Annotated in this window: 15 protein-coding genes; 6 read left to right on the top strand and 9 right to left on the bottom strand. The window is 43.0% G+C overall.

Annotated elements, in window-relative coordinates:
- Positions 1–36: 36 nt before the first annotated feature.
- The 4 genes from uvrA (at position 37) to DSL64_RS02185 (ending at position 5,083) form a co-directional block, all read left to right on the top strand.
- Positions 37–2,577, top strand: a complete 2,541-nt coding sequence (gene uvrA, locus DSL64_RS02200; protein WP_115828993.1) for an excinuclease ABC subunit UvrA — start codon at positions 37–39, stop codon at positions 2,575–2,577.
- A gap of 199 nt (positions 2,578–2,776) precedes the next feature.
- The gene (locus tag DSL64_RS02195; RefSeq protein WP_199539314.1) at positions 2,777–3,100 is read left to right on the top strand and encodes a CPCC family cysteine-rich protein; all 324 of its coding nucleotides are present in this window, start codon (positions 2,777–2,779) and stop codon (positions 3,098–3,100) included.
- A gap of 401 nt (positions 3,101–3,501) precedes the next feature.
- Entirely contained in the window at positions 3,502–3,771 is a 270-nt protein-coding gene (locus DSL64_RS02190) for an ArsR/SmtB family transcription factor (RefSeq protein WP_115828992.1), read from the top strand.
- A gap of 403 nt (positions 3,772–4,174) precedes the next feature.
- Complete coding sequence (locus DSL64_RS02185; protein ID WP_115828991.1) at positions 4,175–5,083, top strand: NmrA family NAD(P)-binding protein; 909 nt, start codon at positions 4,175–4,177, stop codon at positions 5,081–5,083.
- 69 nt (positions 5,084–5,152) lie between these two features.
- Here DSL64_RS02185 and DSL64_RS02180 read toward each other — a convergent pair whose 3' ends face one another.
- The 6 genes from DSL64_RS02180 to DSL64_RS02155 all read right to left on the bottom strand — a co-directional run bounded on the left by DSL64_RS02180 (position 5,153) and on the right by DSL64_RS02155 (position 10,032).
- Positions 5,153–5,896 carry an NADPH-dependent F420 reductase gene (locus DSL64_RS02180; protein WP_115828990.1) on the bottom strand — a complete coding sequence of 248 codons (744 nt, stop codon included), beginning with the start codon at positions 5,894–5,896 and terminating at the stop codon, positions 5,153–5,155.
- Between the two features lie 128 nt (positions 5,897–6,024).
- Positions 6,025–6,738: a nitroreductase gene (locus tag DSL64_RS02175; RefSeq protein WP_115828989.1), complete on the bottom strand. Its 714-nt coding sequence runs from the start codon at positions 6,736–6,738 to the stop codon at positions 6,025–6,027.
- Between the two features lie 160 nt (positions 6,739–6,898).
- Positions 6,899–8,023 (bottom strand): NtaA/DmoA family FMN-dependent monooxygenase, encoded by a 1,125-nt coding sequence (locus DSL64_RS02170; RefSeq protein WP_115828988.1) that lies wholly within the window; start codon positions 8,021–8,023, stop codon positions 6,899–6,901.
- Positions 8,023–9,039, bottom strand: coding sequence for an LLM class flavin-dependent oxidoreductase (locus tag DSL64_RS02165; protein WP_115828987.1), 1,017 nt, complete (start codon positions 9,037–9,039; stop codon positions 8,023–8,025). Before DSL64_RS02165 ends, DSL64_RS02170 begins: the two co-directional genes overlap by 1 nt.
- A gap of 132 nt (positions 9,040–9,171) precedes the next feature.
- Entirely contained in the window at positions 9,172–9,594 is a 423-nt protein-coding gene (locus DSL64_RS02160; protein WP_115828986.1) for an organic hydroperoxide resistance protein, read from the bottom strand.
- A gap of 162 nt (positions 9,595–9,756) precedes the next feature.
- A complete protein-coding gene (locus tag DSL64_RS02155) occupies positions 9,757–10,032 on the bottom strand; it encodes an ArsR/SmtB family transcription factor (protein ID WP_115828985.1) in 276 nt (91 codons plus the stop codon).
- Positions 10,033–10,631: 599 nt separating this feature from the next.
- Here DSL64_RS02155 and DSL64_RS02150 point away from each other — a divergent pair.
- Positions 10,632–11,528: a helix-turn-helix domain-containing protein gene (locus DSL64_RS02150; protein ID WP_115828984.1), complete on the top strand. Its 897-nt coding sequence runs from the start codon at positions 10,632–10,634 to the stop codon at positions 11,526–11,528.
- Positions 11,529–11,610: 82 nt separating this feature from the next.
- Positions 11,611–12,420, top strand: coding sequence for an SDR family oxidoreductase (locus DSL64_RS02145; protein ID WP_115828983.1), 810 nt, complete (start codon positions 11,611–11,613; stop codon positions 12,418–12,420).
- Between the two features lie 220 nt (positions 12,421–12,640).
- Here the strand turns inward: DSL64_RS02145 and DSL64_RS02140 are convergent, their stop codons facing one another.
- The 3 genes from DSL64_RS02140 to DSL64_RS02130 are packed head-to-tail and all read right to left on the bottom strand — an operon-like array spanning position 12,641 to position 13,903.
- Positions 12,641–13,105, bottom strand: coding sequence for a MarR family winged helix-turn-helix transcriptional regulator (locus DSL64_RS02140; protein WP_115828982.1), 465 nt, complete (start codon positions 13,103–13,105; stop codon positions 12,641–12,643).
- On the bottom strand, positions 13,089–13,535 hold the full coding sequence (locus DSL64_RS02135) for an EVE domain-containing protein (RefSeq protein WP_115828981.1): 447 nt from the start codon (positions 13,533–13,535) through the stop codon (positions 13,089–13,091). The genes DSL64_RS02140 and DSL64_RS02135 overlap by 17 nt, the downstream gene beginning before the upstream one ends.
- A gap of 2 nt (positions 13,536–13,537) precedes the next feature.
- On the bottom strand, positions 13,538–13,903 hold the full coding sequence (locus DSL64_RS02130; protein ID WP_115828980.1) for a VOC family protein: 366 nt from the start codon (positions 13,901–13,903) through the stop codon (positions 13,538–13,540).
- Positions 13,904–14,119: the final 216 nt, after the last annotated feature.

Below are 14,119 nucleotides of genomic sequence, written 5' to 3'. Positions count from 1 at the left end.
ATTATTTTTTTTCAAGTGCATTTTATCCCAGATCCAATGTCAAAAGAATCACCATCGCTACCTGCATCGGACTTTGTTAAAGTACGAGGGGCCAAAGAGAATAATCTTAAAAATGTGGATCTCGATGTTCCAAGAGGTTCACTGGTCGTATTTACCGGTGTCTCGGGTTCTGGTAAATCATCGCTTGCTTTCGGAACCTTGTATGCCGAGGCGCAGCGCCGTTACCTGGAGTCAGTCTCTCCGTACGCAAGACGGCTTTTCAATCAAATGTCCATTCCTCAGGTCGACAGCATTGATGGTCTTCCTCCGGCTATCGCTTTGCAGCAGCAGCGGGGAGCGACCAGCACACGATCATCTGTGGGCAGCGTCACAACGACCTCAAATCTGATCCGGATGCTTTATTCGAGGGCGGGAGATTATCCTGCCGGCCAGTCGATCGTTTACGCAGAATCGTTTTCACCAAACACCCCGGAAGGCGCCTGTCCGGAATGCCACGGCCTGGGGGTTGTCTATGAAGTGACAGAGCATTCAATGGTGCCCGATGATTCACTCTCGATCAGGGAAAAAGCCATCGCAGCATGGCCCACCGCCTGGCAGGGCCAGAACCTGCGGGAAATATTGATGACGCTTGGTTACAATGTGGACATACCCTGGCGTGACCTAGCAAAAAAAGACAGGGATTGGATCTTGTTTACGGAGGAGCAGCCGGTTGTCCCGGTTTACTCCGGACTTACTATGGCACAGGTTCATCAAGCCCTGGCGCGAAAAATGGAACCTAGCTATATGGGTACTTTTACCGGCGTCAAACGGTATGTGATGCAAACATTTGCCAATTCACAAAGCCAGGCGATGAAAAAGCGCGTGTCGAAATTTATGCTCAGCGCGCAGTGTCCCGTCTGCCATGGAAAGCGCCTGCGTCCCGAACCTCTATCTGTGAAATTTGCCGGAATGGATATTGCGGAATTTTATCGGCTCAATATCAGTAATTTACGTGAAATTATATTTTCATCTCTAAAAACCAAAAGTGATGGCTTAAATCAGAAACATCCCGAAAAGGCATTGGTGCTTCAACGTATTGGTCAGGATCTTTTATCCCGCCTGGATGTTCTGATTGATCTCGGACTTGGGTATCTGACCCTAGAAAGAAGCACCCCAACACTTTCGCCGGGAGAATTACAGCGCCTGCGGCTGGGGACTCAGATACATTCCAATCTTTTTGGCGTGGTATATGTACTCGACGAGCCATCGGCAGGCCTTCATCCTGCCGACACACAATCACTGCTCCGGGCGCTAGACCGCTTAAAAGCAGCTGGAAATTCACTTTTTGTTGTCGAGCACGAGATCGAAATCATACGCCACGCCGACTGGATAGTCGATGTCGGACCGGGCGCGGGTGAGAGGGGAGGTGAAATACTTTACAGTGGTCAGTTACAGGGATTGGAAAAGGTCGACCGGTCCGTTACAAGACGATATCTGTTTAATATAGATCAGAACCAAAAGTCTGAAAGATTGGCAAAAGGGTGGCTGCGACTAAGAGACATAAGCCGGAATAATTTAAAGCATGTTGATGCCGACTTTCCATTAGGCGTATTGACCAGTGTCACCGGCATATCGGGTTCTGGGAAAAGTAGTCTGATCAGCCAGGCGCTGGTAGAGCTTGTCTTGGAGAAATTGGGACAGCAAATAACAATCACAGAAGATCAGGAAGATAATCTTCTTCAAACAGAAAGCCCGAAAACGACTACCGGGTATATCTCAGAAGGGATGAATCATGTCCGCCGGTTAATACCGGTAGATCAAAAACCCATAGGACGTACACCCCGGTCAAATCTGGCCACCTACACAGGCTTGTTTGATCATGTCCGTAAATTGTTTGCCAATACCAAAATGGCAAAGAGTCGAAAATACGACGCAGGTCGTTTTTCTTTCAATGTCGCAAAAGGTCGTTGTCCAAACTGCGAAGGCGAGGGCTTTGTCATGGTTGAGCTTTTGTTTCTTCCCAGCGTATATACGCCATGTCCAACCTGTCATGGAAGTCGTTATAATGAAAAGACGCTGGAAGTTTCATATAATGACAAAAATATTGCCCAGGTACTTTCCCTGACTGTGGATGAGGCATTTGACTTTTTTATGTCCGAACCTCAGATCAACCGCGCGCTGGATGTCGTTCGTCAGGTTGGCCTGGGATACCTGCGTCTTGGGCAACCGGCTACCGAGCTTTCGGGTGGTGAGGCGCAGCGAATAAAGCTGGCCACCGAATTGCAACGGGCTCAGCATGGGAATACGTTATATATTCTTGACGAGCCCACAACAGGACTGCATCCTTCCGATGTGGACAATTTACTAGTCCAGCTCAATAAGTTGGTTGATCAGGGAAACACGGTCATTGTAATCGAACATGATATGCACGTTGTTGCAAACAGCGACTGGGTGATTGACGTTGGCCCAGGTGCAGGAGATGAAGGCGGGCAAATCGTTGTAAGCGGTCCGCCAGCAACTGTTGCCGGGGAACCAGCAAGTCAAACGGGAAAATATCTAGCTAGTCATTTTAATGAGAAAACGCCATTAAAAGATTAAGGATTACCTCTTCCGCCGATTGGATAGGTGCTTCTGTCTGAAAGCATCACTATTATCAATTTCAACATGAGTTTTATTCACACGGATGGCCAGGTTTCGCACAATGTCAGGCTGTTGATACTAAATCCCGGTGGATGGAGAACAGTCCACGTCAGTCTCACGAAAGAGCATTTTCTGAGATCATCTACATAATATTAGAATGGACAAAATCCAGCAGGTTGAAGATCAACAAGAAATTTGCAAAACTTCCCAGAGTATGTATACATGTCCGTGCTGCGGCTACAAAAGCCTGGCAGAAAAGGCCAGTGAAAGTATTTATGAAATTTGCCCGGTTTGTTTTTGGGAGACTGATCCTGTTCAAAACGATAATCCGGAATATGAAGGTGGCACAAACTCAGTTTCTTTGAAAGCAGGTCAGCGCAATTTTTTGGTGTTCGGTGCTTGCGATAAAAAGAAGATCAACCAAACCAGATCGCCATTAAAAGATGAACTGAAAGATCCGACTTGGAAGCCTTTCGATTAAGATTTGCTGGTAAACGGCTTAAACCAGTCTCATTAACCATCGGTTATGTATACCCCAAAACGGTGTTTTTTCTGTACTTCTTTATGTTGTTCTTGTTGTGTTTTAACTAACTAATATTTAGATAGATGCAAGGTAAATATTGGGTTAAAGTGGTTTTCTGTGGAGTTTGGGTAGGAATTGTTGCAGCCAGCATTACTGCTTATCATATGCGGTCTTTATTTAGTAGGTGCCAACCGCTGCTTTCACAGAAGATGACTTATCAGACTTCACTTGCGCCTGGTTCAAGTGGCGTTATCCCCCCAATCGGTAAAAAATAACATGTAATCTGAACCATCCGATAACCAGATTGGTTAAGACATCAATAAATGCGCATGTATTCAATAAAAATTTAATAGAATAGCATGGATAGTAAATCACTTGTTAAACTGGCCAAATCGCTCAGTGACCCTACCAGGCTAGCATTATTACAGGAAATAGCAAAGGGTACCAATAAGGGGTGTGCTGATTTATTTGAATTTGTACCGATTAGTCAACCTTCTATGTCCCAGCATTTGAAGGCATTATCAGAAGCCGGTCTGGTAGAATCCCGCAAGGAAGGACGTTACATGAAAGTTGCTATTGTTGAAGAGAAAGTGCAAGAACTGGAAGACTTTTTGCGCTCTTTACGTTAGCTCAAACCGTGTTTTCCCAAAAGCCACCAGAGTGGCTTTTTTTTGCCTATTTGTATCAATTGTTGCTTATGTGTTTAACTGTTTGTTTTAGGCTAACACCAGTGATCAATAAGTATCACTAACAGCCTGCAATCATCACAAATTTTTTTGCCCTAATACATCAACTTATAATTATCTATTAATTTTTTATTTTTCTCCTATGTCTATACATTTCCTCTGGCGTCGCCATTGCCTTGGCCTTAAAAGCTACCTGCTGGCCATATACTATTAAAGATAGGATCCTTTTAGAGCTTTTGCCTGCTTCTTGGCATTGCTACCGGCTTTACAGACGGGATGCCTTAAAATACACTTATGGCACTACGAGCCGAAATTAAATTTATACTACTTTTTAATTCAAATTCAAATGGAAAATAATCAATATCCGACGGTCCTTGTTTTGGGCGCTAGCGGGACGATCGGTAGTCAGGTTGTAAAAGATCTTGAAGGCAAAGCTGTTAACCTGCGGATCACCTCACGCAAACAGCAGGAAGTAGAGCAGCTTACCCGTGAAGGAAAGGACTGCAAATACCTGGATCTTGATGACCCGAAGACATTCGCGCTTGCCCTTGCCGGTGTTGACCGGGTCTTTTTGCTAACCGGATACACGGTTGCCATGCTCACACAGAGTAAAACATTGGTGGATGCTGCAAAGAAGGCAGGCGTTAGCCATATCGTGCATGTGGGTGTTTTCGCTGAGTGGGACACCACCGATGCGCATTTTGCCTGGCACCAGATGATCGAAAAGTATATTGAAGCCAGCGGTATTGCCTGGACACACCTTCATCCGAATATGTTTATGGAGGCCATTACAGGTGCTTACCTGCCAAAGAACTTCACCTACACTACTTACTGGGAAGATCGAAGGGTAGGTTATATTGCTTCAAGTGATATAGCTGCGGTTGCCGCAAAGGTTCTTGTGGACGGCCCCCAGCGGCACGCTGGTAAAGATTATTGGTTGAGTGTAGAGAGCCATAATGGAAAGGAAATCGCCCAGCTTATCAGTGAGGTAACCGGACTTGAAATCAAATGCGAAGAAAAAGGCCTTGAAGAATTTAAGCAACTGATTGAAGCATGGATAGCTAACGGTGCGGACAGTTGGTATGCAAGTGCAAACATCGAATTTGTCAGCCAAATGCTGGATGGAAGAATGTCTTACATGTCGATGGTTCAAAATGATATTCCCTATATCCTCGGTAGGCCCGCAAAAACAGTCCGGGAGTATTTAATGGAGCATAAAGATGTGCTAATAAGCTCGGCTAATCAAAAAGCGTAAATATACTTTTGCTCACAGGTCAGCCATTGCTGCCTGTGAGCACTAAAGTCATCTGGGTTGGTGAATAGGCTAATTTTTGCCCATCTCATGTAAACGGTTACCAGCTAAAATTTCTTCGTATGAAGGCCAGGAGTCCATTTTCCTCAGATTGTCCATGATGAAGTCGCGGATTGCAGGGGCTTTTCCTTTTTCAGCATCAGCAAGTGCCTGTTTTAATTCGGCTTCACCTAATTCAGTACAATACGCGGGCGTGCCGGGCTGCTGTCTCCATGATTCGGCCAGACTTCCGCCATCAACGGTATCAAAACCTGTAATATCAACCAGTTGAGTAACTATCTTTTTGTGTTCCTGGTTATCACCCGCTATTGAAATTGCCACCCTTCCTTCCGCGCCGGCCGGTTTGCCTTTGTATTTTAAGGTGCCTTCCAGCATATTGTTGAACACCTTAACAAGCGGACGATTTAATATCCCGGAAATATATTCACTCTCAGATATTTGCTCTAATTCGTTAATTTCGCCATCCCTGAACGGATAATAGTTTGAAGTATCCATTACCACCACATCCTGTGGTACTTCTTTTAATAAGTCTTTTGGCAGGTCTTTGTAAGCATTGAAGGGCATTGAGAAGATGATGGCATCCACGTCTTTGACTACATCCTGTATAGTGGCTGCTGCTACTCCCAGACCGGCAGCTATTTTTTCCAGTTCAGGCATTGCCCTGGTATTGGTTACTTTTACCTGGTGGCCTGCCTGAGAAAACTTTTGGGCTAAAAGACTTCCTATGGCACCTGTTCCTACGATTCCTATCTTCATGTTTTCTTATTTTTGTTACTAATAATTTTTATTTCAAACCCTTGGGTCAATTCCATATTGCTACGGTGCCCGAATTTAAATCGATGAGCATTTTTCTATTGCTGCTCTTTTTGACTTTATACTATATATTATTGATGAAAAGTGACACTGCTGGTAATGGGATCCCTTCCTAATTTGAACGAATTACCTGGCGCATCCTCGTCGGCATAACCGAAGGATATTCCAAATAGCATTTTAAGCTCGCCTGGCACATTCAGTATTTCCCTGATGACTCCTGCGAAAAAGCCCAGCGATGTCTGCGGGATACCGGCAAGTCCGTGCGCTGTAAGAGATAAAAGAAATGTCTGGCCATACATGCCTATATCGCCACCCATACGCACATTGTCGCCAAATGAGGGCATAAAGGGAATAGCAAGATGTGGGGCATTGAAGAACTTGTAATTCAGATCTGAAACTTCTCTGCGGCCTTCTTTGTCATCCCGTTCAACGCCAAATCCTTCATACATGGCCTTACCCAGATTGAAGTGACGCTGCTGGTAACGGCCGTGATAATCACCCAGATCAAAGCTGAAATCGGGCGAAAACCTTTCAGCATTGTTCTCTTTTAGGAGCGCTTCTGAGAGTTCTTTGAGTTTGTTTCCCGAAACGATATGCGTTTCCCAGGGCTGGGTATTGCAGTTGGATGGTGCCAATTTTGCATCTTCCAATACGGAAGTAATCATCTGATCAGGCACTGGTGTTTCTAAAAAACCACGACAGGATCTTCTTAAACGAAGTACCTGTGAAAAAGTAAGGTGGGTACTATTTTCAAGATTCGGGATGTCAAATGCTGATTTTTCCATAAAATTATAAGTAATGTAACAGCTCACTAATTGCCGGAAAGTCTTCGGCTCTTCTATTTTTTAGCAGTTTGCACGCTACCTGGTTGGTGTAAAGTGAATAGTTTAGTTTTTTGCAGGCAGCCTTTTGGTTCTGCCTTCCAGCTGATTCTGCATGAGAACCCTAGATTTTTCTGAATGCCGGCCTGGGTAGTTCCAAATTGCCCCTAAGCGTGTCAGACTCGTACTCGGTCCGAAATATTCCGCGCTGCTGCAGAATAGGTACGACCAGTTCAATAAAATCCTGCAATCCATGGGGGTGGTCCTGACGCAGGATCAGCATATCCATAGCGCCTGTCTCATACCACTCCTGCACCTGATCGGCAACTTTGTCGGCTGAACCAAAAAATAATGGGCGGGGCAAACTGTTGTAGGGAATCAATTGTAAAAGTTCCCTGTATTTTTCCCGGGCTTCCTGTTCGGTTTTGCCAACGATTGGGTTTTGTGAGATCGCCACAATAAAATCCTGCGGTCTTCTTCCTTTCTGGATTAATTGACGCCTTAATGCGCTGGCAATTGCCGCTGCTTCTTCAACAGTATTGCCATGGGTAAACACACCGTCGGTGTAGCTTGTGGCGTGATCAATAAACTTTTGCGACATCCCGGCTGTGTAGAGCACCGGCCGCCCCTGAACAGATCGGCTCAGGTTTAGTGGTCCTTCCACCGAAAAATATTTCCCGTGGTAATTCACCTTGTGCATTTTGCGGGGGTTTAAAAAAACGCCGCTTTCTTTATCGCGGATGAAAGCATCATCTTCATAGGTGTCCCAAAGTCCCAGCACGATTTCCATGAATTCTTTATTCATGGGATATTGGTCTGCCTTACCCAGATGCCCGCGGCTGAAATTGACCATGCCGCCCGGGTTTGAAGTAATTGCATTTAAGGATGCACGGCCTTTGCTGATTTTATCCAGCGAAAGTATTTGCCGGGCAACATTGTAAGGATCTGCATAGGAAGTGGAAACGGTAGCCGAAAGCCCTATATTTTTGGTATGCATAGCAAGGGCAGACATAACAGAAACACCTTCGAACATACTCAGGTAGTGGGGAATATTTCCGGGGCCCACATGGCTTACATCTACCAGAAATAAGGTATCAAATTTTGCTGACTCTGCGAGCTTAGCCTGCTGGATATAAAAATCAATATTTTCGCTGGCATCGGCCGGTATATCGGGATGTTGCCAACCCACAAAATTCCAACCGGGACCATCAATATTCGCCGCAAGCTTTAACTGTTTTTTGATTTTCATTACTTACTTTCTGTATTTATTTCCTTCATGATTTCGGCAAATAACCGGGCAGATTTTATCCGGTCGTTGATCTCATACATGGTTGATACTGTTATTAACTCATCCACACCCGTTTCTTCCAGAAATGCCCGTATCTTATTCTTTACGGTTTGTTTGCTTCCCACAAAGGAATATTTAAGCATTTGATTCAGTGTAGGATGTTGGAACATTTCCATTAACTCCCCGCTCATTGCTGTTGGTGGGTGCAGTAAGTCTTTGGCTCCGGTCAATACGCCCCAAAACATTCTGATTAACGAAGTAAATAGTGCCTGGGCCTCTTGGTCCGTATCTGCAACAAAGACATTTACTCCGGCGATGGTATAGGGCTCCTGCAAAAACTCAGAGGATTTAAATTCCTGCTTGTAGATCCTTAGCGCGTTTAGTAAATGGGTTGATGCAAAATGGCTGGCAAAAGCATAGGGGAGACCTTTTTCTGCTGCCAGATATGCACTGTCTGTACTCGATCCCAGGATATACAGCGGTACACCCGTGCCTTCTGCAACGGTTGCCCTTACACTGGCATTCTTATTTTCCGGCAAAAAGTAATTCTGAATTTTGGTCACTTCTCCGGAAAACGAATGGGCGGCTTTCATAAAGTCTGACCGGATGGCCTGAGCAGTTGCCTGGTCCGTACCTGGCGCTCTTCCCAGACCTAAATCAATGCGGCCTGGATATAAATGAGCAAGGGTTCCAAACTGTTCCGCTATAAGAAGAGGCGAGTGATTGGGAAGCATGATGCCACCCGAACCTACCCGGATAGTATCCGTGTTTTCTGCCACGTAACCTATTAATACGGATGTAGCGCTGCTGGCTACACTATCAGAGTTATGATGCTCGGCAAACCAGATGCGTTTGTAGCCTATTGCTTCTGCCTCTTTGGCCAGTGCCAAAGAATTATTCAAGGTCTGTTTTATAGTATCCCCTTGCGAGACAATGGCAAGTTCTAAAATAGAATACGCTATGTTATTTTTATCCATAATCTGTGTCACTTACCTGTAATGTATCCTTGTTGCAGCTTTCCGATATGGTTTCTAATCTGACAATCAATTTGGTTGCAATGATTGGAAAGAATGCCACATTTACTTCCGCTTCTCACTGTGAGGAGTTGATTAGTCATTCGTGGCCGTAAGTTTTACCTCAATGTTATTTCTGGTGGCATTCGAGTAAGGGCATACCTGGTGAGCACGCTCGGTAAGCCGCTGTGCTTCCTGAATTGACACGTCCGGAATGTTTACGGCCAGTTCTACTGCCAATCCAAAGCCGCCATTCTCAATAGGCCCGATCGACACTTTTGCAGTCACCGACGTTTCCCCGGTTTTTACCTTTTCCAAGCGGATCGTATGGCTGAGCGCACTATCAAAACAAGCAGCGTAACCGGCCGCAAATAATTGCTCGGGATTACTGTAATCATCATTTGTCCCACCCATAGCTTTGGGCGCTCTAACCTGGATATCTAAAACCCCGTTATCTGATTTTACTTGCCCGTTTCTGCCTCCTGTTGCCGTAGCTACGGCTGTATATATTGTTTTCATTACTACTTTATTAATGTTTAAATATATTTTTAATGCCTAAATTCCTTCTTTCATTCTAAGAGCTCCTAACCGTATATAACCATATAAATATATAAGCAAACGATTATGCATATGGTTAAAACAAATCCCGCTGTCCGTTAATATCAGCGGGGCGGGAGTCTGTTAATTTGATTTCAAGGATTGTAGAAAGCTTGTCAACTCCTGCAACTTTTCGTCGTTAATAGCCAGGCGCATATTACGTCCTTCTTTATAGGTTTCGATCAAGCCGGATTCCGTAAGAGATTTCAGGTGCTGCGACATGGATGGTTGGCTTATCGGAACGAATTCATACAGATCTGCGCAACCTCTGTTTGTTCCCTTTGCAATTTCTTTCAGCAGCAGCAGACGATGTGGGTCGCTGAGCGACTTTGCCATCTTAGTAAGTGATTTCGAATCCATAGTCTATATCATTTGAATACATGCGCATTCATTAATGTATCTACAACTGGTTGTTCACTTTTATCGTTCCCTTATGTATCAAAATTAAATGTGATTTGGTTGTCGTAAATACTGCATGCCAGATTGTCTTTGCAGTAATTTAGCTCTTAGCTAAATTCTTTCCTCTCCACCAGAGGGTCTTCAAGTTTCAGAGTTGTGATACCCGCGCTTCCTTTCCGTTTGTCGTTTATCAGGATATGAAATGTATTCATCCTATTAGGGAGGTACCAATTTTCCCAATGTACCTTGCAAGCTATTTCCTTGATCACTATTACAAAATGTATCTATGAAACTTTTACATCCATTCAATCGGTCGACAAAAGCCCCACTGGTAACAAGATATTGTCGTCAGGGAGGGCGAAGTGGTTCGTATTTGGCTTTAGTGGTAAAATCCAGTCCGAACGTTAAGCCGTGAACGGTTACTAACTGTTTAAACAACCTCACAATCCGACAGTAGTGATTTCTAATAGGAAAAAAGGAAGCTGCAAGTGTAGATTGTTCCTTCCTTTTTTATTTATCCTTACCATGATTCAATTATTTGAATTTTGTATCTTTGAAAAATGAATAATATAGAAACATTAGAAGATTTTTATACAGAACGTTTCAAGGCTATTCCAAAAATTTTGCAAAATGAAATCGGGCATTTTAATGTGTTTGCTTTTAATGATTTGTTAGGGTGCAGTATAAAACCTATTCCTTACAGTCGCAGAGGTTATTTTAAAATAAGCTTGATACAGGGGGTAAATAAAGTGCATTTTTCGGATAAAACTATTGAAATCAAAAAACAGGCATTGCTTTTTGCAAATCCCCAAGTGCCCTATAATTGGGAGCAAATCGGAAATGAGCAAAATGGAGTTTCGTGTGTGTTTACAGAGCGTTTTTTTCATCATTTCGGCAATCCGAAAGACTATTCTGTTTTTCAACCCGAGAGTTTACCAATAATTGAATTGACAGACACTCAGGCCAGGTGGGTAAAGGAATTATTTGCCGAAATGTTAACGGAGTGGACATCTGAGCACCCGCACAAATACGACAAAATGCGAATTATGGTTTTTGAGCTTCTGTATAATGCAGAAAAACTGCAACCTATTAAACCTATTTCTCAATTTTATAATAACGCTTCTCAAAAAATTACCACACAATTTTTAGAATTATTAGAGCGTCAGTTTCCTGTTGAAGATATTGGTGCGTTTCCTTTACGTTCCGCATCAGATTTTGCAGAAAAATTATCCATTCACGTCAATCATTTAAACAAAGCATTACAGGAAGTTTTGCATAAACCAACGTCTGTCATTATCCAGGAACGAATTTTAGTTGAAGCAAAAATCCTTTTGAAACATACGAAAAAAGACGTTTCTGAAATTGCGTTTGCATTAGGATTTAAAGAAAATACACATTTCAATAATTTCTTTAAAAAATATACCGGTATAACACCAAGGCAGTTTCGTATTGATTGATTTTTGTAATAATGTGATTGTTTTTTGTTAAAACATAAGGTTGTTCTCATCCTAAGTTTGCAACAACAAAATATATAGTACAATGGCAAAAACAATTTTTATTACAGGTGCTTCATCGGGTATAGGAAAATCAACAGCAATTTATTTTGCAAACAAAGGTTGGAAAGTAATTGCAACAATGCGAAACCCACAAACAGTAACAGATTTAGAGGAATACGAAAAGATTACGTTGCTTCCGTTAGACGTTACTAATGTTGAACAAATAAAATCAACATATGAAAAGGCTGTTTCACTGGGAAATATTGACGTTGTGTTGAATAATGCAGGTTACGGAACTGTTGGCGCGCTGGAAGGGACGACAGACAAAGAAATTGAACAGGTTGTAAATACCAATCTTTTGGGCATTATCCGAGTGACAAAGGAGTTTATTCCGCATTTCAGAGAAAACAAAGGGGGTGTGTTTATTACAATTTCATCGATTGGTGGATTAGTCGCTTATCCTTTCTTTTCGTTATATCATGCTACAAAATGGGCTATTGAAGGTTGGACAGAAAGTATGGCGTTTGAATTAAACCGTTTGGGTATTCAAATTAAAACAGTTCAGCCTGGACCCACGAAAACCGATTTCGTAGGACGTTCATTGGTTATTCCTGAGCACCCGGCGTATGACGATTTCTTCGACGGCTTCAAAAAAGTATTTTTCAGCGACGAGGTCATCAATAGTCTTGCTCCTGCGGAAACTGTTTCAGAAGTGATATATGAAGCTGCCACAGACGGGAAAAACCAACTGCGTTACTTGGTTGGCACTGTTGCAAATGGTGATTACAACAAGCGTTTAGAATTGGGTGCAGAAGCATTTCATCAAGACTTGGATAAGGCATTTTTCGGATGAAAATTATTTAGGACAAAAAACAAATGAAAAAAGGCTGTAAAAAGCCTTTTTTCATTATGAGCATGCTGGTCCATTCCTGGAACAAGCGGCAGTTGCGAAAGAACAGTCTTAGGAATGTAGGTTGATAACCCTAATAGCATTAAAAATTTGACGGATTTATGCTTCATTGCCATTGGATCGATAACTTGATATGTACTTCGCTTGTCCCGATAGTGACCGGTTAGACGTCTTTTGTATTTTGTTTGATGAGTGCCAACATAGTGGAATTAAAAGAAGTCAAATCTGCTCCTAATTCGTTGAAAAATTCCAAATCGGCGTTTTCGACACAGATAATGGCTTTTTGAAGTACTACTTCTCCTTTCGTAGTCAGCTTAATCAGCTTTGCCCTGGTGTCTGTCGGGTGATCATGGCGGGTGATGAATTCTTTTTCTTCGAGTGTCCGTAAGACCTTTGACACCATCATCCTGTCCGCATTGCCCTGATTAGCTATATCGACCTGCGTAACTTTATCACTCTCCCTGGATACCCAGGCCAGGGCACAGAGTAACGCAAACTGGGTAGAGGTTAGATCCAAAGGATCCAGCACACGCTTTTGTTTCCTTTGCCATAGCATGGTTAACTGCCCCAAAAGATAACCCGGGCTTTCTTCGGGTTTCTTAAAATGAAATTCAATCTTTTCGGACATGGCTCTTTTCTAGCATTTGTGAAGAAATCAGTTCAAAGTCGTGCTGATCGATTTCGAACAAACCAAAACGAAACGGATACCCCCAGTTTTTCTTGTCCTGAATAAAATTCAGTCCAGGGATTAGCGGCAAAATGGAAGTATCTTCGCCAGGAAAAAATTCAACCTTGCGTCTTGATGGGCAGAAATCCTCTGACGCTTGGAACTGGTAGATTTCATCATCGATAAGCCTGCCTATTCCTGTGAACTGCTGACACGCCTGTGGCTTTCCTAGTGTTTGTTTTCCCGAATAGAAGATAACGACATCATCTTTGCGCATACGTTTAAGTGGCGATGCCTTGCCGTGGCAAGTCTGGGCAATCCCCTGCATCAATGCGCTTTTGACATGATCCTTTGACGCCGATATGATCCAATATTTTGTATCCCGGTTCATATCTATTCGACTGTCTCAAGGAAAGTAAGATTGTATCCGTCTGGATCTTTGGCAACGATGATTTTTCCGAAAGGTGTTTTCTGAATTGGCCCTAGCAGGGCTACATCCTTCGCAAGAAGCTGAGCCTGGAGGTCCTCGATTTTTTCATCGATTGCGAACCAGATTGCAACGCCGACACCCAGCTCTTTTCCATCGAGGTCACCAATTGGGGTACGAATGGCAAAACTTGACTCACCTTTGTTGTAACGAAAAACACAGGCATGTGGGTTAGGCATTCCGGAATCTTCGAAACCTAATTTCTGCGTATAAAACGCTTTGGATGCCTCAATATCCCTCACTTGAAGGGATGCAAATTCCAATTTTCTCATAATGTTTTTGATTTATGTTGTCGCAAATATAATATACACGACAACAAAATACAAATATTTTTATTTTCCCATATCCACATATATACTATCTTTTACATGTGGACATTTATCTTATACTATGCTGAATGCATAGTATAAGATAAATGTCCGTTATCGCTAATTTTGAAAATTTGTTCGATGGTATTTATGTAAATCACAAGCTGGCTATACAGTGAC

The organism is Dyadobacter luteus (genome assembly GCF_003383615.1).
Taxonomy (GTDB): domain Bacteria; phylum Bacteroidota; class Bacteroidia; order Cytophagales; family Spirosomataceae; genus Dyadobacter; species Dyadobacter luteus.
Note: the sequence above shows the minus strand (reverse complement) of the source record. Positions and strands in the feature narration are given on the sequence as shown.